The 24,278-nt window shown below is 60.2% G+C and carries 19 protein-coding genes; 11 read left to right on the top strand and 8 right to left on the bottom strand.

Annotated features, from left to right (window positions below; all coding sequences use genetic code 11):
* Positions 1-81: 81 nt before the first annotated feature.
* A complete protein-coding gene (locus NQ492_RS01360) occupies positions 82-1,380 on the bottom strand; it encodes a glycoside hydrolase family 2 TIM barrel-domain containing protein (protein ID WP_015546631.1) in 1,299 nt (432 codons plus the stop codon).
* A gap of 51 nt (positions 1,381-1,431) precedes the next feature.
* Between NQ492_RS01360 and NQ492_RS01355 the strand changes: the two genes are divergently transcribed.
* On the top strand, positions 1,432-1,884 hold the full coding sequence (locus NQ492_RS01355; protein WP_015546630.1) for a type I restriction enzyme HsdR N-terminal domain-containing protein: 453 nt from the start codon (positions 1,432-1,434) through the stop codon (positions 1,882-1,884).
* A gap of 75 nt (positions 1,885-1,959) precedes the next feature.
* Here the strand turns inward: NQ492_RS01355 and NQ492_RS01350 are convergent, their stop codons facing one another.
* The 4 genes from NQ492_RS01350 to plsY form a co-directional block, all read right to left on the bottom strand.
* Positions 1,960-2,700 carry a LytR/AlgR family response regulator transcription factor gene (locus NQ492_RS01350; RefSeq protein WP_015546629.1) on the bottom strand — a complete coding sequence of 247 codons (741 nt, stop codon included), beginning with the start codon at positions 2,698-2,700 and terminating at the stop codon, positions 1,960-1,962.
* On the bottom strand, positions 2,693-3,763 hold the full coding sequence (locus NQ492_RS01345; RefSeq protein WP_015546628.1) for a sensor histidine kinase: 1,071 nt from the start codon (positions 3,761-3,763) through the stop codon (positions 2,693-2,695). Before NQ492_RS01345 ends, NQ492_RS01350 begins: the two co-directional genes overlap by 8 nt.
* A 230-nt stretch (positions 3,764-3,993) precedes the next feature.
* Positions 3,994-5,694: an AMP-binding protein gene (locus NQ492_RS01340; protein ID WP_015546627.1), complete on the bottom strand. Its 1,701-nt coding sequence runs from the start codon at positions 5,692-5,694 to the stop codon at positions 3,994-3,996.
* 119 nt (positions 5,695-5,813) lie between these two features.
* On the bottom strand, positions 5,814-6,515 hold the full coding sequence (gene plsY, locus NQ492_RS01335) for a glycerol-3-phosphate 1-O-acyltransferase PlsY (protein ID WP_015546626.1): 702 nt from the start codon (positions 6,513-6,515) through the stop codon (positions 5,814-5,816).
* 134 nt (positions 6,516-6,649) lie between these two features.
* Between plsY and NQ492_RS01330 the strand changes: the two genes are divergently transcribed.
* From NQ492_RS01330 to NQ492_RS01320, 3 genes are read left to right on the top strand one after another with little or no spacing between them, the layout of a single operon-like run.
* Positions 6,650-7,639, top strand: coding sequence for a YitT family protein (locus NQ492_RS01330; RefSeq protein WP_015546625.1), 990 nt, complete (start codon positions 6,650-6,652; stop codon positions 7,637-7,639).
* 38 nt (positions 7,640-7,677) lie between these two features.
* Positions 7,678-9,042, top strand: coding sequence for a tRNA (N6-isopentenyl adenosine(37)-C2)-methylthiotransferase MiaB (gene miaB, locus NQ492_RS01325; RefSeq protein ID WP_044054153.1), 1,365 nt, complete (start codon positions 7,678-7,680; stop codon positions 9,040-9,042).
* A 34-nt stretch (positions 9,043-9,076) separates the two neighbouring features.
* Positions 9,077-10,555, top strand: a complete 1,479-nt coding sequence (locus NQ492_RS01320; protein WP_259873581.1) for a DEAD/DEAH box helicase — start codon at positions 9,077-9,079, stop codon at positions 10,553-10,555.
* Between the two features lie 140 nt (positions 10,556-10,695).
* On the opposite strand, the gene NQ492_RS01315 is transcribed toward NQ492_RS01320, so the two are convergent.
* On the bottom strand, positions 10,696-12,189 hold the full coding sequence (locus NQ492_RS01315) for a catalase (RefSeq protein ID WP_015546624.1): 1,494 nt from the start codon (positions 12,187-12,189) through the stop codon (positions 10,696-10,698).
* A 254-nt stretch (positions 12,190-12,443) separates the two neighbouring features.
* Between NQ492_RS01315 and NQ492_RS01310 the strand changes: the two genes are divergently transcribed.
* A complete protein-coding gene (locus NQ492_RS01310; RefSeq protein ID WP_015546623.1) occupies positions 12,444-12,782 on the top strand; it encodes a hypothetical protein in 339 nt (112 codons plus the stop codon).
* Between the two features lie 408 nt (positions 12,783-13,190).
* Here NQ492_RS01310 and der read toward each other — a convergent pair whose 3' ends face one another.
* Both der and NQ492_RS01300 read right to left on the bottom strand, forming a co-directional pair.
* Positions 13,191-14,495 carry a ribosome biogenesis GTPase Der gene (gene der / locus NQ492_RS01305; protein ID WP_022061418.1) on the bottom strand — a complete coding sequence of 435 codons (1,305 nt, stop codon included), beginning with the start codon at positions 14,493-14,495 and terminating at the stop codon, positions 13,191-13,193.
* Positions 14,496-14,728: 233 nt separating this feature from the next.
* Positions 14,729-16,822, bottom strand: coding sequence for a cation:proton antiporter (locus NQ492_RS01300; RefSeq protein WP_015546622.1), 2,094 nt, complete (start codon positions 16,820-16,822; stop codon positions 14,729-14,731).
* A 440-nt stretch (positions 16,823-17,262) separates the two neighbouring features.
* On the opposite strand from NQ492_RS01300, the gene NQ492_RS01295 reads away from it, so the two are divergent.
* The 6 genes from NQ492_RS01295 to NQ492_RS01270 all read left to right on the top strand — a co-directional run bounded on the left by NQ492_RS01295 (position 17,263) and on the right by NQ492_RS01270 (position 24,121).
* Positions 17,263-18,414 carry an MFS transporter gene (locus tag NQ492_RS01295; RefSeq protein WP_022061417.1) on the top strand — a complete coding sequence of 384 codons (1,152 nt, stop codon included), beginning with the start codon at positions 17,263-17,265 and terminating at the stop codon, positions 18,412-18,414.
* A gap of 11 nt (positions 18,415-18,425) precedes the next feature.
* Positions 18,426-19,022, top strand: a complete 597-nt coding sequence (locus NQ492_RS01290) for a porin family protein (RefSeq protein WP_044054743.1) — start codon at positions 18,426-18,428, stop codon at positions 19,020-19,022.
* Between the two features lie 7 nt (positions 19,023-19,029).
* Complete coding sequence (locus NQ492_RS01285; protein WP_015546620.1) at positions 19,030-20,001, top strand: PhoH family protein; 972 nt, start codon at positions 19,030-19,032, stop codon at positions 19,999-20,001.
* Positions 20,002-20,140: 139 nt separating this feature from the next.
* Entirely contained in the window at positions 20,141-21,598 is a 1,458-nt protein-coding gene (locus NQ492_RS01280) for an aminoacyl-histidine dipeptidase (protein ID WP_015546619.1), read from the top strand.
* Positions 21,599-21,605: 7 nt separating this feature from the next.
* Positions 21,606-22,592, top strand: coding sequence for a diacylglycerol/lipid kinase family protein (locus NQ492_RS01275; protein WP_022061413.1), 987 nt, complete (start codon positions 21,606-21,608; stop codon positions 22,590-22,592).
* A gap of 299 nt (positions 22,593-22,891) precedes the next feature.
* Positions 22,892-24,121 (top strand): site-specific integrase, encoded by a 1,230-nt coding sequence (locus NQ492_RS01270; RefSeq protein WP_259873575.1) that lies wholly within the window; start codon positions 22,892-22,894, stop codon positions 24,119-24,121.
* Positions 24,122-24,278: the final 157 nt, after the last annotated feature.

Genomic DNA, 24,278 nt, shown 5'->3' with positions numbered 1-24,278 from the left:
CAAAGGTAGCTATAATTTTTATATCTCCAAAAATTTTGCCGGAAAAATTTTGAAAAATTTCTGCTTTTCCGGCCTCCGGGGTTATTCCAGCGCCAGTTTGTCGCTGTCCCATTCGCCGCCGGCGTCCGGGTAGATGAAAGGCCGCGAATCGCCGAAACGCTTCATATTCAAATAACTTTCATAGAGGTTGATGCCGTTCGCCGACTGTGTGGCCAGCGCGAAGGCCACCACCGACGGATGGCGCTTCGTGGTGTGGTAACTGTTCTCCGTGCGTTCGAGGTATGCCGGCTGCCATTCGGGGTCGTTGGACGGATTCCCGCCCTTGCGGCGCGACTCCCCGCTGCGGCGGGTGTCGATCGGCGCCTGCGCAATCACGTAGAGGCCCTGCACGTCGCAAAAGTTCAGCAGCGATTCGGGCACAGGCCCCGGCAGCAGTTTTAGCGTGTTGAATCCCTGCTCGCGCAGCGCCGCGATTTCGTTTTCGGTGATCGCCGCGGGGACTTCGCGTACGCGTAGCGTCACGGGGCGTGTGTTCAGCGACATCCGCCCGTCCTGCATCTCCACCGAGCGGAAGCCGAGGCGGAGTTCCAGATATTCGACGTAGCGGCCTTCGTGCTGGGTTTTGAGCCGCAGCGTGTACTGCGTGGGGAGTTCGGCGCTCCACAGCAAGTTGGCGGGAATACGGGCCAGGAACCGCAGCGTGTCTTCGCGGCGCATGTCGAGGGTGACGTCTTTCTGTCCCGCTGCGGCATTTTCGCCCGTCGGCGTGAGCAGCTGGTAGTGGATGCGCGAGGTGCGCGGGTTGAGGGCCTCGCTTTTCACCGCGACGGCGATCTCCGCCGTGGCGTTGCCGTCTTCGCCCATGCGGGTTCTGGTCACGACGTCACGCACGCGCAGCGTGGGCTGGCTCATCAGCCAGGCTCCGCCGATGGCGGGCGCCGGAGCCTCTTTCCAGCTTTCGAGCGGTGCGACGGACGACGGCTGCGCGAGGATGACTTCGAGCATGTTGCGGCCCTCTTTGGCCTGTTTGGTGATGTTGATTTCCGCCGGGTTGTTGCCGTCGGCGTTGCAGGCCACGGGAAGGCCGTTCACACGCACTTCGTAGTCGCCCGACGCCCATCCCAGGTGGAACAGCACCTGCCGGTTGGCCCATGCGAACGGCACGGTGAACGGTGTCGAGAAAACGTTGTCCTTGAGGTTCCATTCCGTCAGACGCGTGAAGTAGCGGTTGTCGCCGCCGTCGGCCGCCGTGGCCGCTTCGGCCGAAGGATAGGCGAGTATCTCGCCGCGCGGCAATTCGCGTCCGTAAGTCGGTGTGTACTCCTGCGCGCAAAGTCCGCAGAGGGAAAAAAGCGCTATGGTCGAAAGGATAGTCCGCATAAGTTCGTATATTTGTCCTCCGTAAAGATACAGAAATTTTTCGATACTGCGATGTCCGGGCTGCCCAAACTCAATTTTCCTGCCATCCGGCTGCGTGCGCGCCGCCGCGGCGACGGCGTGGAGGTCTGGGATTCCCTGCGGGGCATTTATCTCGTGCTGACGCCCGAGGAGTGGGTCCGCCAGCATCTGATCGCTTACCTGACGGCGTATTGCGGCGTGCAGCCCAAACGCATCGTCCAGGAGTATGCCGTGGCGCTCAACGGCCAGCCCCAGCGGGCCGACGTGGTGGTCGTGGGCGACCGGGCCGAGCCGCTGCTCTTGGCCGAGTGCAAGGCCCCGTGCATCCCGATCAACAGCCGGACGCTCGCGCAGGCCGTGCGCTACAATTCGGTGCTGGGGGCGCGCTACGTCATTCTGACCAACGGCCTGCGGCATTACTGCTGCGAATGCCGCGACGGGGAGTATGTCCAGCTCGGCGGCTTCCCGGATCTTTCCGGTGATTGACCGTCCGTTTTCCCCGTCCGTTTCCCCAGTCGTTTCCCTGTACTCGGCGGTCCTGATCTCCGCCCGGCCGGATCGCTACAAATTTCGGAAATTCTTGTCGATATATCCCTGGAAGGCTTCCTTGTAATTCTCGCCAATCGGTACGTACTCCGTGTCGTTGAGGAAGATGCGCCCTTTGACGTAGGCCTTGATCGTGCGCAGGTTGACGATGTACGAACGGTGCACGCGCATGAACGACTCCGAAGGAAGCGCCGTCTCCATGTTCTTGAGCCGGAACAGCGTGGTGATGGTCGTTCCGTCGGCGAGGTGCATGCGCACGTATTCGCCTTCGCTTTCGAGATAGACGATGTCGCTGATCTTCACCAGCGAAACCTTGTAATCGGCCTTCACCGAGATATACTCCTTGTCTTTGGGCAGCGCCTCGGATTCCCCCTCCTGCGGCGGCCGTTGGTTGTGGCGTAGCTTGTAGAGCGAATTGGCCTTGGCCGCCGAACGGCTGAAATCGGCGAAGCTGAACGGTTTGAGCAGGTAATCCACCGCGTCGAGCTTGAATCCCTCGACGGCGTACTCCGAATAGGCCGTGGTGAAAATCACCATCGGGCGGTCGATCAGCGCGCGGACGAAATCCACGCCGTTGAGGTCGGGCATGTTGATGTCGACGAAAATCAGGTCCACCTTCTCTCCCGCGAGCATCTGCTGCGCTTCCAGGGCGTTGTTGTATTTTGCGACGAGGTCCAGATAGGGAATTTTCGAGATGTAGCTTGTCAGCTGACGCAGAGCCAGCGGCTCGTCGTCGATGGCGATACATTTAAGCATTGAGCGTCGGGATTACGAGTTTTACGGTATAGGTCTTCTCCTCCTCGCGGATTTCCAGCGAGTAGTTCTTCGCGCCGTAGATCAGTTCGAGGCGTTTGCGGACGTTCTCCAGTCCGATTCCCGCGGGGTGTTTGCTGCTCTGGGCGGCGTGGTGGCTGTTGGTGAGCGTGCTGGTCACCTGCCCGTCGGCGTATTCGATCTTCAGGCGGATGAACGACGGATGGTTGTAGCTTACGCCGTGTTTGAAGGCGTTTTCGACGAAGACGATCAGCAGCAGCGGCGGGATCGACAGTTGTTCGGGCAGGTTGCCGGGCGACTCCACGCTGATATTCACGGCGTCGGTGTAACGAATGCGCATCAGTTCGATGTAGTTTTTCAGGAACTGGATGTCGCGGTTGAGCGAAATGATCTCGCGCCCCGACTCGTAGAGCACGTAACGCATCATCTTCGAAAGCTCGATCACGGCGTTCTTGGCCGACTCGGTGTCGATGTCGATCAGCGCGTGGATGTTGTTGAGCGTGTTCATAAAGAAGTGCGGGTTGATCTGGTATTTCAGGTAATCCATTTCGGCCTGAAGGTTCTGGCGCTTGAGCGCCTCCATCTGCTGTTCGTCGCGCATCGACTGGTATATCAGCTTGATACCCGTGTTGGCTCCGGTCATGAAGAATCCCAGCACCACGTTCCAGTACATCTCCAGATTGGAGAACGACGCTTTGCGGTAGGCGTCGAGCGCTTCGGGATCGTTTTGTTTGAGGAGGTGGTCCGTGAGGTGGTCCTCGTAGATCTGCACCAGCCAGAAGACGCTGATGATCAGCGCCAGGTTGCTCGCGAGGTATTTTCCGTATTTTCGCCGGAGCATGTAGCGCGGGGCGATGATGGCATTGTGGATGAGAAAGATGATCAGATAGGGGGCGATATACCTCCAGGCAGTCAGCACGTTTTCCAGGTTGACGTGCATTTCGGACATCATCTGCGAGTTGAGGACCGGGACCAGGATGATGGCCGTCCAGACCATCACGTAGAGCAGGTTTTCACCGATAGCTTGTTTTTTCTGGATTTTCATGCTTCAAATATAGTGAAAGTCGCGGGCAAAGCCAAACTTGTTTGAGCTTTGCCGCGACGCATCGAGCTTTGCCCGCAATGCGCCGATTCAAAAAACACCCGGCTCTTCGGAAGCCGGGTGTGAAAGAAAGCAGGTAACCGTACTAATTAGTGACGCCTCATTGTTAGAATGGATTCAGTGACTATGAAGAATTTTGGGATAGAGAATCCAATTGGTTACCTGCCTGTGCCTTATTTGTTCAACAGCGAGGGTTCGTATAGATAGCGTTTGATGCTTCGTTTCGGGGTTTTTTCGAACTCGTTGGGGTAGAGTGCGATGCCCGAGATCCGCTCGTAGGCGGCCAGCTGCGCGTTGAGTTCCTGAAGGTTGTTCTGCATGATCTGCGGCAGGTCGGCCTTGTCCACGCCCTCGGCCTCGGCCTGTTCGTAGTCGGGGACCACGAGGGCCTTGATCTTGCCGTTTCCGGCGTCGAGCACCAGCGATTCGAGCACGAGGTACATGTTGTTGAGCTTGTCCTCGATCTCCTCGGGATAGATGTTCTGGCCGTTGCCCGAGAGGATCATGGTTTTCGAACGGCCGCGGATGTAGAGCGTGCCGTCGGGGTCCATCGTGGCCATGTCGCCCGTATGGAGCCATCCCTCCTCGTCGAGGACCTTGTGGGTGTCCTTGTCGTTTTTGTAGTATCCCTTCATAACGTGCTCGCCGCGGACGAGGATTTCGCCGGCCACGCGCTGCGGGTCTTCCGAGTCGATCCTCACTTCGAGCAGTCCTTTCAGGAACCGGCCGCACGAACCGGCCTTGAACTCGTTGTCGGGGGTGAAGCTGATCAGCGGGGCGCATTCGGTCATGCCGTAGCCGATCGTGATCGGGAACTTGATCTTCATCAGGAACGATTCGGTCTCCTGGTTCATCGGCGCGCCGCCGACGATGAAGATTCCGACGTTGCCGCCGAAGGCGTCCATCAGTTTCTTGCGGATCACCGAGTAGATGGCCGAATTGAGCAGCGGAATCTTCATGGCAATCGACATGGGGCCTTTCTCCAGCATCGGGAGCACCTGCTTGCGGTAGACTTTTTCGAGGATCATCGGCACGCAGCAGATGATCGTGGGTTTCACGACGGCCATCGCTTCCAGCAGGATTTTCGCCGCCGGAATCTTGCCCAGCAGGGTGATGTGTCCGCCGACGGCCAGCGGCGCGAGGAAGTCGAACGCGCAGCCGTAGGCGTGGGCCAGCGGCAGGAACGACAGCGTGCGGCCTCCTTTCTGGAAGTACCGCTGTCCGGTCTGGGTGTTGATTGTCGTTGCGGCGAACATCACGTTGCTCGTGAGGTTGTTCACCGTGAGCATCACGCCCTTCGAGTAGCCGGTCGTTCCCGAGGTGTAGTTGAGCAGGACGACCTGGTCGTTGGGTATTTCGGGATATTTGATGTCGTTGACGCTGAATCCGCGCGGATACTTGGTGCGGTAGTTCTTCACGATGTCGCGCTGGAACTTGGTGAGCGACTTGCCGTCGCGCTCGTAGATCGCGTGGAAGTCCGTGAGCGAGAATACGGCTTCGATCTGCTTGATCTGGTCCTCCTCGATCACGTCCCAGAAGTTGTCGCCCAGGAACAGCAGGCGGCTTTCCGAGTGGTTGATGATATGGATGATGTCCGCAGGGGTGAAATCCTGAAGGATCGGCACGATCACTGCTCCGTAGGTGATGGTTCCCATGTAGGTGATGCACCAGCGTGGGTTGTTGCGGCCGATGAGTGCGATTTTGTCGCCTTGCTTGATCCCGGCTTTCTTGAAAAGCAGGTGGATTTTCGCAATCTCCTTGGCCATTTCATAGTACGAAAAGGTCTCGCCCTTGAAATAGTCGGTCAGCGCCGACATCTCCCGATTTTCCCGAAAACTCGTTTCGTATATTTTCAGCAGGTTTTCCTGTAACATGACGCTTGCTTTAGGTCTTTATTGCGGCGCAAAGATAACGTAAAAATTTATTTTGCCGTATGCCGGCCGCAGGATTTATCCTTTTATGCGGATAATTTCGTCGAAAAGTCCGGAGCCGGTTATTCCCGATCGTGCTCTTTGCCGCTCTTTTTCCGCTCCTCGTCGTCGAGTTTCACGCGCCGCGGCTTCCAGATGAAGGTCTTCGACTCGGTTCCCGCCTTCAGCCGTTCGATGTTCTTGCGGTGGGTGTAGATCAGCAGGATGGCGATCACGAACGAGAACACCACGAAGGCCGTCGATCCGTTGACTTTGGGCGATATGAGGGTGAAGACGGGGAAGCAGCATCCGGCGACCATCGAGGCCAGCGACACGTAGTGCGAGACCATCAGCATCACCAGCCACACGCCGAAGCACAGCAGCGCCACGGGGGGATAGATGCCCGTCACGGCGCCCACGAGCGTCGCGACGCCCTTTCCGCCGCGGAATCCGGCGAAAATCGGGAAGATATGGCCCAGCACGGCGGCGAACACGGCGACGATCTTGAGGTTTATCAGGTCGTTCTGTCCGATCAGGTCGTCGTACTGCATCAGTTCGATGATCGTCACGGCCACGAATCCTTTCAGGAAATCGAGCGCGAAGACCGGCAGGGCGGCCCGCCGGCCCAGCACGCGGAGCATGTTGGTCGTTCCGGCGTTCTTCGAGCCGTGCTCGCGGATGTCGATGCCGTAATATTTCTTGCCGATCCATACGGCGCTTGGAATCGAGCCGAGCAGATAGGCGATGATAATCATGGTGGTAGCCGTATATATCGTCAGAATCATCTTTTTCGCGTGTTAACTTGTTCATGCAAATATAGTCAAAAAATCCGTATGTGGAAGCCGGGGGCGAAAAAACCGCCGCCGTATCCCGCATTTCCGGAGAATTTAGTATCTTTGCATTCTAAATGAATTAATGTATGAACACAAAGGCTTTGCTCGAACCGATGGGCTCGTGGGCGTGGTGGCGCTCGTGGTTTCTGATTTTCCTCGGCTGCTCGGTCATGGGCGCGGGGTTCGTGCTCTTCGTCAATCCCTACAAGTTCGTGCCGGGCGGGGTCTACGGCATGGGTATCGTGCTGCATAACATCTTCCCTTCGGTCCAGGTCGGTACGTTCGGTTACATGTTCGACATTCCGCTGATGCTGATCTCCATGCTGGTCTTCGGCGGCGGTTTCGGCACGCGCACGGTGCTGGCGGCGCTCTATACGCCGGGCTTTATGAACGTGCTCACGCGGCTGGTCTACCCGAATCCCGAGGCGGTCGAGTCGCTGGACCCTTCGCTGCTGCTGGGCGGGCGGCTGGACCTCTCGAACGACCTGCTGCTGACGTGCGTCATCGGCGCCGTGGTGATCGGCATCGGGCAGGGTATCGTCGTGCGGCAGCAGGCGACCACGGGGGGCACGGACATCGTGGGCATGCTGTTGCAGAAGTTCGCCGGGATCAAGTTCTCGACGGGCATCCTGCTGGCCGACGGGTTTGTCGTGCTGTCGGGACTGGCCGTGATCGGCTTCGGAATCGGCACGGGCGAGGCGGCGGCGAACGGCTGGATGCTGACGCTCTATTCGCTCATCACGATCTACATCTCGTCGCGTGTGATCGCCTACCTGCTCGACGGCGCGTCGTACGACAAGCTGCTGTTCATCATCAGCGACCACCACGAGGAGCTGAAACGGTTCATCATCGACGACCTCGACCGCAGCGCCACCTACATCAAGTCGAAGGGCATGTACACCGATTCGCTGCGCGACATGATCTTTCTGGTGGTGAGCCGCAAGGAGGTGCGCCTTGTGCAGCACAAGATCAAGGAGATCGACCCGAAGGCATTCGTCGTGGTGACGGATGCCTACGAAACCTTCGGGGAGGGCTTCAAGCAGTTCCCCGAGAAAAACGAGATACAGGCGGAATAGGCTCCGCCAATTAAGAATTAAAAATTAAGAATTGAAAATTGGGATTTAACGTCAATACATTACGGCCTTTGGAGGGCGCCGGACGCAAACTTTTCATCGAGACCTACGGCTGCCAGATGAACGTCGGCGACACGGAGATCGTCGTTTCGCTCATGCAGCGCGAAGGCTATGTCTATACGGACCGCATCGGCGAGGCCGATGTCATCCTGATCAACACCTGCTCGATCCGCGACAACGCCGAGCAGCGCATCTGGGGCCGTCTGGCCGAGATGAAACGCTACCGGCGCGCGAATCCGGGTCTTGTCGTGGGCGTCATCGGCTGCATGGCCGAACGCCTGCGCGAGAAGCTGGTCGAGGGACCTGCGGGCGTCGATGTCGTGGCCGGGCCGGACGCCTACCGCGACCTGCCGCGCCTGGTGCGCGAGGCCGAGGCGGGCGGCAAGGGTGTCAACGTGCTGCTTTCGACCGAGGAGACCTATGCCGAAATCGCCCCCGTGCGCCTCGACCGCAACGGCGTGAGCGCCTTCGTGGCGATCATGCGGGGGTGCGACAACTTCTGTTCCTACTGCGTGGTCCCCTACACCCGGGGCCGCGAGCGGAGCCGCGATGCGGAGACCATCGTCGCCGAGGCGCGCAGTTTGTTCGAAAACGGCTACCGCGAGGTGACGCTGCTGGGGCAGAACGTCAATTCCTACCGTACGGGCGACGTCGATTTCCCGGAGCTGGTGCGCCGCGTGGCGTCGGTCTCGCCGCTGCTGCGCGTGCGGTTCGCCACCTCGCATCCCAAGGATATGAGCGACAGCCTGCTGGAGGTCATGGCCTCGATGCCCAACGTCTGCCGGGCGATTCACCTGCCGGCCCAGTCGGGCGCCACGTCGATGCTCGGCCGCATGAACCGCAAATATACGCGTGAATGGTATCTCGACCGCATCGCCGCCATCCGCCGCTATCTGCCCGACTGTGCGATCACCACCGACCTGATCGCGGGCTTCTCGGGCGAGACGGAGGAGGAGCACCTGCAAACCCTGTCGCTGATGCGCGAGGTGGGCTATGATTTCGCCTACATGTTCAAGTATTCGGAGCGTCCGGGCACTTTTGCCGAAAAGCACCTGGGGGACGACGTTCCCGAGGAGGTGAAGTCGCGCCGGCTGTCCGAAATCATCGCCCTGCAAAACGAGCTGGGCCATGCGAGCAACCTGCGCGACGTGGGCCGGGAGTTCGAAGTGCTGGTCGAGGGCGAGTCGAAGCGCGACAGGAACCAGCTGTCGGGCCGCACTTCGCAGAACAAGGTGGTGGTTTTCGACCGCGGGTATCATCGGGTCGGCGACTATGTGAGGGTTCGCATCACGGGCTGCACGCCGGCCACGCTATTCGGAGATGTCATTTCCGGACCGTGCAATTAAAAGTGAAAAATTAAGAATTAAAAATTTCTGTTTTATGCGTTTCGATGAACTCGACCTGGAGGATGAAATCCTCGACGGTCTTGAGGATATGAATTTCCACGAGATGACTCCCGTGCAGGAGCACACGATTCCGGTGATTCTGGAGGGCCGCGACATTATCGGCTGCGCCCAGACCGGTACGGGAAAGACCGCGGCCTATACGCTGCCGCTGCTGAACAAACTGCTCATCGAGGGCAACCCCGACAACGTGGTGAAATCGCTGATCATCGTGCCGACGCGCGAGCTGGCGCAGCAGATCGACCAGCAGTTCCAGGGCTTCTCCTATTATGCGCCCCTCTCGACGACGGTGGTCTACGGCGGCGGCGACGGCAAGGGCTGGGACATCCAGAAAAACGGCATGCTGAACGGCGCCGACGTGGTGATCGCCACTCCGGGCCGCATGATCGCCCACCTGCAAAACAGCGGCGTCGATCTTTCGCACGTCGAATACCTGATTCTCGACGAGGCCGACCGCATGCTCGACATGGGTTTCTCGGACGACATTATGAAGATCATCTCCTACATGCCCGCCGAACGGCAGACGATCATGTTTTCGGCGACGCTGCCCCCGAAGATCCGCGAACTGGCCAAGACCATTCTGCGCAATCCCGCCGAGGTCAACATCGCCATTTCGAAACCCAACGAAGCCATCGACCAGTCGGCCTACATCTGCTACGAGCGTCAGAAACTGGGCATCATCCGCGAGCTGTTCGCCGAGCCGACCGACTCGAAGACGATCATCTTCTCGTCGTCGAAACTCAAGGTCAAGGAGCTGGCCCATACGCTCAAGCGCATGGGACTCGACGTTGCGGCCATGCACTCCGACCTGGAGCAGGCGCAGCGCGAGGAGGTGATGCTCAACTTCAAGAACAACAAGGTGAAAATCCTCGTCGCCACGGACATCGTCGCGCGCGGTATCGACATCGAGGACATCGGCCTGGTGCTCAACTACGACGTGCCGCACGACCCCGAGGACTACATCCACCGCATCGGCCGTACGGCCCGCGCGGCGGCTTCGGGCGCCGCCATGACGTTCGTCAGCGAGGAGGAGCAGGGCAAGTTCCACCAGATCGAGAAATTCATCGAGCGGGACATCCGCAAGGCCGAACTGCCCGAGAGCGTGGGCGAAGGCCCGAAATACGCTCCCGACGAGAACCGCGGCCGCTTCGGCCGGGGGCGCGGGGGTCGCAGCGGGGGAGGACGTTCCGGTTCGGGCCGCGGACGCGGCGGACGGGGCGACCGTTCGGGTCGTAACGACCGGGACCGCCGCAGCGAACGCCCGGCGGCTGCGACTGCGGCTGCGGCTGCGGCTGCGGAACCTGCCGCGGCACAACCCGCTTCGCCGGACAGCGACCACGCTTCGGGCCGTGGCGAAGGCAACCGCGGGACCCGCGACCGCCGCCGTCACCGCGGAGGCCGCAATCGGGGCCGCGGCAACAAGCCGCAGGGCGGCGAACCGACGCCGCAGGCATAAATGCCAAAAATTCCCGTCGAACCAACGACGGGAATTTTTGTTTACCTCCGTTTTACCGGGCGTGATCACATACGCTAATGTACCGCCGTCCGGAGCGTATGCCATCTCCCTCCCTGAAGGAGGGCTGGGATGGGGCGGATTTATCTTTTATCCCACGCGGGATGCGCGGGGTCTTCGGCCGTCAGGGCTTCGGCGAGGCTGATGCCCAGCGCCCGGGCCACGCCTTCGCCGTACGACGGATCGGCGTTGTAGCAGTTGCGCACGTGCCGCTGCTTGATGAACAGTTCCGAATCGCCCATGGCGCGCGCCGTGTTTTCGCATGTCGCCTGCTGATCTGCGGGCGTCATCAGCCGCCACAGCTTGCCCGGCTGCGTGTAATAATCGTCGTCGAATTCGCGCTCGTCGTAGTTGTAGACCGCGCCGTCGACGGCCAGGGGCGGCTCCTTGAGGGCCGGCGTGTCCTGCCATTCGCCGTAGCTGTTCGGCTCGTAGGGCGTCGTCGCGCCGTAATTGTCGTCGGTGCGCATCTGCCCGTCGCGGTGGTAGGCGTGGAACGGACAGCGGGGCTTGTTCACCGGAATCAGGTTGTGATTCACGCCCAGGCGGTAACGCTGCGCATCGCCGTAGGAGAAGAGGCGTCCTTGCAGCATCTTGTCGGGCGAGAAGCCGATGCCCTCGACAATGTTCATCGGGTTGAAGGCGGCCTGCTCGACTTCGGCGTAGAAGTTTTCCGGATTGCGGTTGAGTTCCAGAATGCCCACGTCGTGCAGCGGAAAATCGCCGTGATACCACACCTTCGTCAGATCGAACGGATTGATTTTATAGGTCCGGGCCTGCTCCTCGGTCATCAGCTGCACCTGCATCAGCCAGCGCGGATAGTCGCCGCGTTCGATGGCTTCGAACAGGTCGCGCTGGTTCGATTCGCGGTCCTTGGCGATGATGGCCTCGGCCTCCGCGTCGGTCAGGTTCCTGATCCCCTGCTCGGTGCGGAGGTGGAACTTGACCCACGTGCGTCGGTTGTCTTTGTCGTAGAAGCTGTACGTGTGGCTTCCGAATCCGTGCATGTGGCGGAAGGAGGCCGGAATGCCGCGCGGCGACATCGTGATGGTCACCTGATGCAGCGCCTCGGGCAGCAGCGTCCAGAAGTCCCAGTTGCTGTTCGGGCTGCGCAGTCCGGTGCGCGGGTCGCGCTTGATGGCGTGGTTCAGGTCGGGAAACTTCAGCGGATCGCGCAGGAAGAAGACTGGGGTGTTGTTGCCCACGAGGTCCCAGTTGCCGGCGTCGGTGTAGAACTTGATGGCGAAGCCGCGGATGTCGCGTTCGGCATCCGCCGCGCCGCGTTCTCCGGCCACGGTCGAGAAGCGCACGAAGCACGGGGTCTGCTTGCCCACCTCGGCGAAGATCGACGCCCGGGTGTATTTCGTGATGTCGTGCATCACGGTGAATGTTCCGAAGGCTCCCGATCCTTTGGCGTGCATGCGCCGTTCGGGGATGACTTCGCGGTCGAAGTGGGCGAGTTTTTCGAGGAACCACGGGTCCTGCAAGGTTACGGGGCCGCGTTTCCCGGCTGTCTGAATGTTCTGGTTGTCGGCGATGGGCCGGCCGTTTTCGGCTGTCAGTTTCTTTTTGTCCATATGGCTTTTGTTTTTGGTTGTGACGGATTCCCTGCTTGTAAATGTATGATATAATTCTGTGAATAACAAGCGGATAATATTGATAGTGCCATAACTTAAACCTATAATGGCCAAAATCGTGCCCGGACGGAACGGCGTGCGTACTGAAAATTTCCGGCCGAATGTGCGGATATTTCGGTCCGGGGCGTTATCTTTGAGAAACGGAACGGCGGTTCCGGGAATCGGGACCGTTCGCTGAAACAGTTTAGCCTGCAATGATTGATTTGAATTTCAGCCGTGAGTTTTTTGCGGCCATGCTGGTCACGGAGGTGGAGAAGGTCGGGTTCGCCGTCCTGATCCGGACATTTCCCGATGCAATGGAATTGCAGCACCCCGCTGTCCTGATCCGGGGTATCCGGGAGTTTGCTTTTGATATTGCCGAAGGCTGCTTCGTCCGCCTCGGGGCGCGTTGCGACGGGAAGATAGAGGCCCTGCGGTCCGGAATCAGCAAGTCCGGGGACGAAATCCGGTTCACGGCGGTGGATTACGTGTACCGGGAGTCCGAGTTCCGGAAAAAATATGTGAACCGGGTCGTCAATCCTTTTTTGACGTAAAACCGGTCGACGGCCCTGCGGAAAGCATAACGTGAGGCAGGCACGGCGTCCTTTCAAGGAGGGGTTTGGAGTGGTTGTCAGCACAGGATTTTTCGGGGTTGGCCGCCGCTTGGGCTGTAATCCCGTCCGGAAACCTACTTCTGCCGGAAGAAAATCTGCACCGGGAGTCCCGTAATGAAAGCCCCTCCTTTCAAGGAGGGGCTTGGGGAGGTTGTCAGCACGGGATTTTTCGAGGTTGGCCGCCGCTTGGGCTGCAATCCCGTCCGGGAACCTACTTCTGCCGGAAGAAAATCTGCATCGGAAGTCCCGTAATGAAAGCCCCTCCTTTCAAGGAGGGGTTTGGGGAGGTTGTCAGCACGGGATTTTTCGGGATTTTCAGCCGCTTGGGCTGCAATTCCGTCCGGAGACCTACTTCTGCCGGAAGTAAATCTGCACCGGGACTCCCGAAAAATCCCAGTGGTCGCGCATGTTGTTTTCGAGGAAGCGGCGGTAAGGCTCCTTGATGTACTGCGGCAGGTTGACGAAGAACGCGAACTGCGGCGTCGGCGTCGGAAGCTGGGTCACATACTTGATTTTGATATACTTGCCCTTGGTTGCGGGGGGCGGGTAGTTCTCGATCAGCGGCAGCATGTAGTCGTTGAGCTCCGAGGTCGGGATGCGGCGTTTGCGCGACTGGTAGACGCGGATGGCGGTTTGCAGCACGTCGAAGATGCGCTGTTTGTTCAGCACCGAGGTGAAGATGATCGGAATGTCGTTGAACGGAGCGAGTTTCTTTCGGAGGAACTCGGTCCACTCCTTCATCGTGTTGCTGTCCTTCTCGATCAGGTCCCATTTGTTGACCACGATCACGCATCCCTTGCGGTTGCGGACGATCAGGTTGTGGATGTTCAGGTCCTGCGATTCGAGTCCCTGCCGGGCGTCGATCATCAGGATGCAGACGTCCGAATTTTCGATGGCGCGTATCGAGCGCATCACCGAGTAGAATTCGAGGTCCTCCATCGTCTTGCCCTTCTTGCGCATGCCGGCCGTGTCGACGAGGTAGAAATCCATGCCGAATTTGTTGTAGCGGGTGTGGATCGAGTCGCGGGTGGTCCCGGCGATGGAGGTCACGATGTTGCGCTCCTCGCCCAGCAGGGCGTTCGTGAGCGACGACTTGCCGACGTTGGGACGCCCCACGATGGTGATGTGGGGCAGGTCTTCGTCCTCCTCGGAGGCCGTTTCCACGGGCAGTGCGTCCAGAATGGCGTCCATCAGGTCGCCCGTGCCGCTTCCCGACATCGACGAGATGCAGTAGGGATCGCCCAGTCCCAGGGCGTAGAACTCGTGCGAGGAGTAGATCTGGTCGTTGTTGTCGACCTTGTTGCAGACGAGGATCACCTTCTTCGAGGTGCGGCGCAGGATGTCGGCCATCAGCATGTCGAGGTCGGTGATGCCGGTGCGTACCTCCACGAGGAAGAGGATCACGTCGGCCTCGTCGATGGCCAGCAGGACCTGACGGCGGATTTCGTCTTCGAAAATATCCTCCGAATTGACGGTGTACCCGCCCGTGTCGATGATGGAAAACTCCTTGCCGTTCCAGTCGGTCTTGCCGTAATGGCGGTCGCGGGTGGTTCCGGCCGTCGCGTCGACGATGGCCTTCCGTTCGCCCACGAGGCGGTTGAAGAGGGTGCTTTTGCCGACGTTCGGACGGCCCACGATTGCTACAAGGCTCATATCTTATCTTTTTCTTATTCTGCTGTTTGCTCCGTTTTACAACTCCGACCGCTGTAGTCGCGGCCTATGGCCGCGTTTACAAATTGGACCCACCCTAAATCCCGGCCTTGGCGGGGACTTGTCGCATCGCGACCGGGATTCTGACCGGAATGCCGCTACCATGAATCACTTGCAAAGATAGCGCAAATCCGCGAAGGGAAAAACTTTTTCGGGTATTTTGTACTTCCGAACCGTCAGATATAGCGGCTTTCGGTGTCGCCCGCCTGCACGGGATAGAGCAGTACGGAGCTGTATCCGGAGAAGAAATGTTCGAGGTAGGCCGGGATACGGCTCATCACGGGGTTGTACGAGACGCGGTCGCGGCGGCTCATCACGAACCAGAGGCAGTCGTCGGCGCGGATGTCGTGTTCGAGCGACGGCAGGTCGTCCCATTGCGCGAAGGGCACGAAGTCGATGTTGGCCGGGTGCTTGCGGCCTTTGGGGCGGAGGTATTCCAGCGTGGCCTCCGGGGCGAACACGATGATTCTGGCCCCCGAGTTTTCGGCCAGGCGGCGGATGCGGCGCTGCCACATCTGGAATCCCGCCTCCTGCTCGGCCTTTTCGGGTACGACGATCAGGTGGCGCTTGATGGTGTTCAGCGGCTGCACGGGGTTGTAGATGAAGGTCGTGACGTTGCTCTGTGCCAGCACGTCGGCGGCCATTTTGCCGATGCCGGGACCCGACGCCCCGGGGATGCCCGTCAGTCCCGGCACGGCCGGGGAGGCGTGGTGCATGCCCATCACGATGTCGGTGATGTTCCGTTCGCGGACGACGCTGACGATGGCGTTCGAGATGTTCACGTCGTAACGCATCAGCTCCTGGAGGTAGATGTCGCCCGCCGCAGCCGCCGTCGCCGCCGCGTCGAGGATCTTCTGGGCGCGTTTCTCGACGTTCGGGTCCTCCACCTTGTTGTCGATGGCGTGCAGGGCGTATAGTCCGTTCGGCTCCTTGGCGCGCTTGAGCATCGAACTCAACCATACCAGTTCGTCGGCCGTGCGTTCGTCGGCCACGGGGATCAGGATGTGGTCCTCCTGCCGCGGCTGCCTGTCTCCGGTGTCCTGGGCACTGCGCATGGCGATGTTGTGGGCGCCGCGCTGCGTGGCGAAGGTCGACACGGTGCAGGTGGCCAGAATCATCAGGATCGTGCCGTTGAGTACGCTTTCGCTCAAGAGGCGGATCGGCTCGCCGTCGGGCGTGTGGCCCAGGATGATGTTGTAGCCGACCATCACGGCGGCCAACGTCGCGGCCACGTGGGCCGAGCTTAAGCCGAAGATGACGGTCCGCTGGTCGGGCGAGAGTCGGAAGGTCTTCTGCGTGAACCATGCGGCGACGAATTTCGCCGCCGTGATCAGCACGATCATAATGGCCGCCACTTCGAGGCTCTCCCAGTCGCGGAAGAAGGCGCGGTAGTCGATCAGCATGCCCACGCCGATCAGGAAGAAGGGGATGAAGATGGCGTTGCCGACGAACTCGATGCGGTTCATCAGCGGCGAGGTGCGGGGGATCAGGCGGTTGAGCGCGAGTCCCGAGAGGAACGCGCCGATGATCGGTTCCAGCCCGGCCATGTGGGCGAGGTAGGCCCCGAGGAAGACCATCGCCAGTACGAAAATGTATTGCGAGACGTTGTCGCTGACCTGCTTGAAGAACCAGTGGGCCAGCAGCGGGAAGAGGAAGACGATGATGGCGATGCAGAGCGAGACGGAGCCTGCGAGCCGCCACCAGAACATGTCGTCGACGTTGCCCGTGGCCATGCCGACGATCACGGTGAGCAGCAGCAGGGCCAGCGTGTCGGTGATGACCGTGCCGCCGACGGCGATCGTGACGGCCTTGTCGCGGGCGATGCCCAGTTTGCTGACGATGGGGTAGGCGATGAGCGTCTGCGAGGCGAACAGCCCTGCGAGCAGGATCGACGAATAGATCGGGAAGCCGAGGATGTAATAGCCGGCCAGGATGCCGAAGGCCAGCGGGACGCAGAAGGTGTAGCCTCCGAAGATGAGGCTCCGCCAGCTGTTGCGGCGGAAATCGGACATGTCCATGTCCAGTCCCGAGAGGAACATGATGTACAGAAGTCCGGCCGTACCCGAGAGGATGATGCTGCTGTCGCGCAGCACGAGGTTGAGGCCGTGGGGTCCGATCACCGCGCCTGCGATGATCAGCCCCAGCAGATAGGGGATTTTGAGTTTGTTCAGCAGGAGCGGAGCCGCGAGGATGATGACCAGGATCAGCAGGAATTTCAGGATCGGGTCTTCGAGCGGCAGCGTCAGGTTTATGTGTGCGAAGAGCAGCATGGGCGCAGGTTGTTTTTTGTAGCCGGGGCTACGTAAAGGCCGGAGGCGCAAAACCGAATCCGAAGCGGTTCGGCGGGGCTTTCCGACGGATAAAGTGTCGTAACGACACCAAATATAATAAAATCTGCGTTCCCGTCCAAACGGTGCGCGGCGTTTTCTCGCGCGGCGGGCTGATCCGTCGATTCGCTGGCCGCTTTTTCGCGTGCGTGTGGCATCCCCGCGGCGATGGATACGGCGGCTTCCGCGGCGGGTGGGCGGTCCGGGCTGTCCCGTTGCGGCCGGTTCCGCCGCCGCTGCGTATCTCGCACGTTTTTTGTTTATTGGATCGTGTCCGCCGCGCGGCGGTGAGGGGCAATTGTGAAATAATCGCCGCCGGAAACGCGTTTTTTGCGGAAAAAAATGTAACTTTGAAAAATTTGGAACCCGAAATTTCGTCTCGGATGAGTGTAGACAAAGTAGACAAACGATTGCTCGGACCCGTGCTTGCGGGCTTCTTCATCATGGGTTTCTGCGACATGGTGGCCCCGATCACGGGCCGCATCGCCGCCGAATTCCCGCCCGGACAGCAGGCCGCCGTGAGCTTCCTGCCGACGATGGTTTTCCTCTGGTTTCTGGTGCTCTCGACTCCGGTCGCGGCGCTGATGAACCGCTGGGGCCGCAAGGCCACGGCGCTTCTGGGCTACGGCTTCACCGTCGCGGGGCTGATGACGCCCTATGCCGCCGGCGCGGACTGCGCCCTGGGGTGGTATTTCGCGGGCTTCGGCCTGCTGGGCGTCGGCAACACGGCGATCCAGGTGGCCGTCAACCCTCTGCTGGCGACCATCGTTCCCGGCGAAAGGATGACCAGCTACCTCACCGTGGGTCAGATATTCCGCAACACTTCGCTCCTGCTGCTGGCTCCGATCGTCACGGGGCTGGTCGCCGCGACGGGTTCGTGGCGGCTCCTGCTGCCGATCTATGCGGGCCTTACGGTGGTCGGGGGTCTCTGGCTGCAACTGACTCCGGTGCCGGAACCTGCGCAGAGAGAACGCTCCGCGGGACTCGCCGACTGCTTCCGCCTGTTGAAAAACCGTGCCGTGCTGCTCTCGACGCTGGGCGTGGCGTGCTTTATCGCCGCCGACGTGGGCATCGGCTTCTTGTCGGTGCGGCTGATCGACAATCCCTCGTCGATCCTCACCACCACGGGCTTCTACGCCTGCCGCATCGTCGGTACATTGATCGGCGCGTGGGTGCTGGTGAAGGTCTCCGACGTGAAATACCTGACCTGGAACATGACCGGGGCGCTGGCGTTGTGCGCGGCGCTGCTGTTCGTGCGCAACGAGGCCGCCATCTACGCCGCCGTGGGAGTGCTGGGCTTCGCCATGGCGTGCGTCTTCGCCACGTTCTACGCCGTGGCCACCAAGGCCGTTCCGGAGAACGCCAACGAGGTGGCCGGGCTGATGATCATGGCCATCTCGGCCGGGGCGGTTTCGGGACCCGTCTGCGGTGCGATCGTCCGCGCCTGGGGCAATCCGCACCTGGGCATGCTCTTCGTCGCCGCGTGCGTGGCCTACATGCTCTGGGCGTCGATACAATTGAAAATGAAAAATTAAGAATTAAAATGATGCTTCGCAGAATCGTACTGACCCTTTTGTTTGCAGCCATTGCGGCGGGCGCCGCCGCACAACGGCCCCGCGCGCGGGTGGAGTGGGGCGTGGTCGGCGGTATCAATATCCCCGACTACACGACCAATATGAGTGAAACCGACGTGAAGAACAAGCTGGGCTGGCAGGCCGGTATCACGACGGCCGTCAATCTCGGGGCCTTCGCCATCGAGCCGCAGATACTCTACGTCCGCCAGGGCCTCCGTATCCGTCCCGAGGGCGGGAGCGAGATCAACCTCAAGTCCAATTCGATCGACGTTCCGGTGCTGGCGTCGCTGCGGCTGCTCAATCCCGTGCGGATCTATGCCGGTCCGGTCTTCACGGTGATGAACGACTGCAAGCAGAAGTCGGGCGGCGACCTGCTGGACTTCGGCCGCGTGCGTCCCTCGGTGTCGTACACCGTGGGTGCGGGCATCGTGCTGATGCGCCACCTGCTGATCGACCTGCGCTACAACGGCCAGTTCCGCTCGAAACACGACGTGGTGCTGCCCGACGGGCGGCAGCTCGACAAACTCCGTACGTATAACGTGGCGCTCAGCTTCGGCTATTTATTCTGATCGGTCTATGACGGAAACTGTCGGAAAGGAAATCATGCTCGAAGGCGTCGATCCCCGCGAACTCTACGGGGCGCAGGACGTCTACCTCGAACAGATCAAATCGCTGCACCCCACGCTGAAGATCGTCGCGCGCGGGCAGTCGCTCAAGGTCCTCGGCCCGGAGGCCGACACGCAGCGTTTCGCCAAACGCATGGAGGGGCTTGCGGCCTACTATGTCAAATACGGCCACGTCTCGGCCGAGGTCATCGAACAGTGTTTCGCGGGCGGCATCGCGCAGGACGACGCCCCGGTCGACAAGGACGTGATCGTCTACGGCAACAACGGCACGATCGTCCGCGCCCGGACGGTCAACCAGCAGCGGCTCGTCAAACTCTACGACAGGAACGACCTGCTGTTCGCCGTGGGGCCTGCCGGCTCGGGCAAGACCTATACGGCCATCGCGCTGGCCGTCCGCGCGCTGAAGGAGCGGCAGGTGCGGCGCATCATCCTCACGCGTCCGGCCGTCGAGGCGGGCGAGAAGCTGGGTTTCCTGCCCGGCGACATGAAGGAGAAGCTGGACCCCTACCTGCAACCGCTGTACGACGCGCTGAACGACATGATCCCGCCGGCCAAGCTCCAGAAACACCTCGAAGAGGGGACCGTGCAGATCGCCCCGCTGGCCTACATGCGCGGCCGCACGCTGGACAACGCCTTCGTCATTCTGGACGAGGCGCAGAACACCACCCTGTCGCAGATCAAGATGTTCCTGACGCGCATGGGCCGCAATGCGCGGTTCATCGTCACGGGCGACGTGACGCAGATCGACCTGCCGCGCAAGTCGGACAGCGGTCTGGTGCGCACGATGGAGATTCTGCGGGGCGTCGACGGCATCGGCATCGTGGAGTTCGACAAACGCGACATCGTCCGCCACCCGCTCGTGAAACACATCGTCGAGGCGTTCGACAGGAGTGTCGAAAAGGACGGGACCGGGGACCGTTGACCGCCGCCGGCCCGGAGCGGCGGACCTGTCCCTTCCCGGGGGCCGCTGACCGGCTGCGACAGCGGCCGCCGGAACGGAAGAGACGGAGAAAGAGAGAGATTTGAACGATATGGATATATAACACTTAAACTTCAATATTATGGACCGTAATTTGGTCGCGCTGAAACCGGCGCTTGTCTGGAAACATTTCGCGGAGATCGTCCGCATCCCGCGCCCCTCGTCGCACGAGGAGAAGATCCGCCGCTATATTCTCGATTTCGCCCGCGCGCAGGGCCTCGAATCGAAGGAGGACGCGGCGCACAACGTCTATGTCCGCAAACCCGCCTCGAAGGGGATGGAGGACCGCAAGGGCGTGATCCTGCAAGCCCACCTCGACATGGTTCCGCAGAAGAACAACGACAAGGAGTTCGATTTCACCAAGGACCCCATCGACGCCTACATCGACGGCGGCTGGGTGACGGCCGACGGCACGACGCTGGGCGCCGACAACGGTATCGGCGTGGCGGCGATCCTCGCGGTGCTGGAGGACCGGACGCTGAAGCACGGGCCGCTGGAGGCCCTGTTCACGGCCACCGAGGAGACCGGCATGGACGGTGCGAACGGTCTGGAAAAGGGGCTGCTGCACGGCGACATCCTGCTGAACCTCGATTCCGAGGAGGAGGGCGAACTCTACGTGGGCTGCGCCGGAGGGCTCGACGCCAATATGACCTTCGGCTACAAGGCCGAGCCGACACCCGCGGGCGGTTATACCGCTGCGAAGATCAGCGTCAAGGGGCTCAAGGGCGGCCACTCGGGCATCCAGATCGTCTGCCAGCGCGCCAACGCCAACAAGGTGCTGTTCCGCTTTTTGAATGCCGCGCCGTGCGACGTGCTGCTGGCGTCGGTGGACGGCGGCGGACTCCGCAACGCCATCCCGCGCGAGGCCGAGGCCGTGGTGCTGGTCGAAACCAGGGACTACGACGAGTTCGCCGCTGCGGTGAAAGCCTACGAGGAGACCGTAAGAGCCGAGTACGCCGGCATCGAGGACGCGGTGTCGGTCAAGGTCGCGGAGGTCGGAAAACCGGCCGAAATGCTGCCGAAGGAGGTTGCCGGAAATCTGATCAAGGCCGTTGCGGCCTGCCCCGACGGGGTGCAGCGGATGTCGGTGGCCATGCCCGGGCTGGTGCAGACCTCGACGAACCTCGCACGCGTGGTGTCGGACGGCAGGACGGTGAAACTCCAATGCCTGCTGCGCAGCTCGGTCAACACCGAGAAGGAGGCGCTGGGCGAGTCCATCGCCGCCCTCTTCACGCTGGCCGGGGCCAAAACGGAACTCACGGGCGCCTACAACGGCTGGAACCCCGACATGGAGTCGCCGATCCTGAAGGCCATGACCGCCTCCTACGAGGCGCTGTACGGGAAGAAGCCCGCCGTGACGGCCATTCACGCCGGGCTGGAGTGCGGCATCATCGGCAGCGCCTATCCCGGGCTGGACATGATTTCGTTCGGCCCGACGATCTGCTACCCCCACTCGCCCGACGAGAAGGTGGAGATCGCCTCGGTCGGGAAGTTCTACGACTTCCTGGTCGACACGCTGCGCAACGTTCCCGAAAAATAATCGCAGCGTGGCGGCCGATTCCGGAAAATGGTTCGTCATCGTCAATCCCGTGGCCGGAAGCGGTCGCGGGCTTGACCATTTTCCACAGATTTCGAAACACCTGCGCGATGCCCACATCCTCTGCGAACCGGTCTTCACGGAGCACAAGTTCCACGCCACGGAACTCACCGTCACGGCCGTGCGCGAAGGCTACCGCCGGATCATCGTCGTGGGCGGCGACGGGACGCTGCACGAGGTGGTGAACGGGCTGTTCATCCAGCAGGAGGTGTGTCCCGACGAGGTGCTCGTGGCCGTGGTGGCCGTGGGCACGGGCAACGACTGGGTCCGCACGTTCGGCATCTCGAACCGCTATCAGGACGCCGTGAAGGCCATCAGCGAGGGGTATTCCTTCCTGCAGGACGTCGGGGTGGTCTCCTACGAGGAGGCGCACTACCGCCAGAGCCGCTACATGGCCAACGTCGCCGGGGCGGGGTTCGACGCGCATGTCGTGCGCAAGCTCTCGCACCTGAAAAAGAAGGGTCACCGGAGCCGCTGGCGCTATACGTGGTGTCTGGTGAAGAATTTCTTCCGCTACAAGTCCACGGGCGTCAAAGTCTGGGTCGACGACCGGCTGGTCTACAACAACCTGCTGCTGTCGGCCGCCATCGGCATCTGCAAGTTCAACGGCGGGGGCATCCAGCAGCTGCCGGCGGCCGTGGCCGACGACGGCATGCTCGACCTGTCGCTGATCCGCCCGGTGCACTTCTGGCACCTGCTGTTCCGCTTCCACTACCTGTTCAACGGCGGCATCTACCGCATCCGCCACATCCTCCAGGAGCGCGGAAGCCGCATCCGCATCGAATCTTCGCCCGAGGTGTCGGTCGAGATCGACGGAGAGCCGCTGGGCCATACGCCGCTCGAATTCTCGATTCTCCACCGGGCCATCCGCATCGTCGTGGCCCGCGATTTCTACCAGCGGTGCGCCGCCGTCGGGGCGGAGACCCCGGCCGGGTAGCGCGCAGCCGGAAAAAGAGAGGGCCGGACCCGTGTAGGTTCGGGTTTTGTAGGGAAAGAGAAGCGCAGGAAAGAGTAAATATCATGTTTACAGGTATTTAATTCTCTGTTCTGCATATGCTCCGAGCAATAGAATTGCACATTCGGGCAGGATTAACGGTGAGTTTCGTTACTTATCCGTTACCTGCCCGAAATGCTTTTGTTTGCATTAAGGCGTTTGTTTTCAGTTTGTTGCATCGGATTTCCGCATAACAAATAACTTGACTTAACGTTTAACCCATCCACAAAGTTCAAGTTATTATGCAACGCAGCACTTTCAAAGTCCTTTTCTATGTAAAAAGGCAGTCGGAAAAACACGGTCAGGTTCCCGTTATGGGCCGTATCACCATCAATGGCACGATGTCGCAGTTCAGCAGCAAACTCTCCGTTCGTTCCAGCCTTTGGGATGCCAAAGCCAACAAAGCCTCCGGCAGAAGTCTTGAAGCCCAGCGTCTCAATGAAAAGTTGGAGAACATCAAGACCAATATCGGCAAGCAGTACCAACGTCTCTGCGACCGTGATTCATACGTTACGGCTGAAAAGGTCCGCAACGCTTTCCTCGGTATGGGTGACGACTGCCGCCTGCTGTTGCAGACCTTCGACGAATATCTTGCAGATTTCCGCAAGCGCGTGGGCAAAGACCGCGCTTATTCGAGCTATGACAATTACCGCAAACGCCGTAACCGGCTTGCCTCTTTCCTCGAATACGAATACCGTGTAAAAGATATTCCTTTCAAAGAGCTGAAGCGGGATTTCATCGAAAAGTTTGTGGTCTACCTCTCCTCGGTACAAGGGATGCGTTCCGGGACGATCCATTCGACTATCAAGAAACTGAAGCTGATGACCTACACGGCGTATAAGAACGGCTGGATTGCCGTCGATCCTTTCGCCGGGTTCTATGTCAAAGCGGAATACGCTGAACGACGTTATCTATCCGCTTCGGAATTGCAGGCCGTGATGGATGTCAGGCTCCCCAACTACCGGACGGGCATTAACCGGGATGCCTTCGTTTTCTGCGCCTTTACGGGCCTGAGCCATGCGGACGTAGTGAAACTCACCCACGCGGACATCCATACGGACGATAACGGGGAGCGCTGGATTATCGACAGGCGTCAGAAAACAGGTACGCAGTTCCGTGTCAAACTGCTTCCCGTTGCCGAAATGCTTTACGAGCGTTATAAGGATATGCATCTCTCAGGCGACCGGGTCTTTCCGCTCAAAGGCACTTATAATACGCTGAACATGTCCTTGCGGCATGTTGCCAGACATGCCGGTCTGTCGTTCAACCCCACGATCCACCTCGCACGGCATACCTTCGCCACGACGGTTACGCTCACGCAGGGCGTACCTCTGGAAACGGTCAGCAAGATGCTGGGGCATAAGCGGATCACCACGACCCAAATCTATGCTAAGATCACCAATGATAAAATCGGACAGGATATGGCGGCATTAAGCGAGAAACTGAACGGTATCTTCAAGGTCGCGCAGTAATCCGGCGCGATCCCGGAATATCATATCCCAGTCATTTATTTCCACCGGCAGGAAATTAAACGCCGGAGATGAAAATACGCAAGGCCATGCGAATCGCCCAAAGGGCGAGCCTTGCGTATTTCCATCTCCGGCATTTTGCTGAACGCTACCGTCGGAA

Origin of the sequence: Alistipes shahii WAL 8301, assembly GCF_025145845.1 — a bacterium.
GTDB classification, from domain to species: Bacteria; Bacteroidota; Bacteroidia; order Bacteroidales; family Rikenellaceae; genus Alistipes; species Alistipes shahii.
Note: the sequence above shows the minus strand (reverse complement) of the source record. Positions and strands in the feature narration are given on the sequence as shown.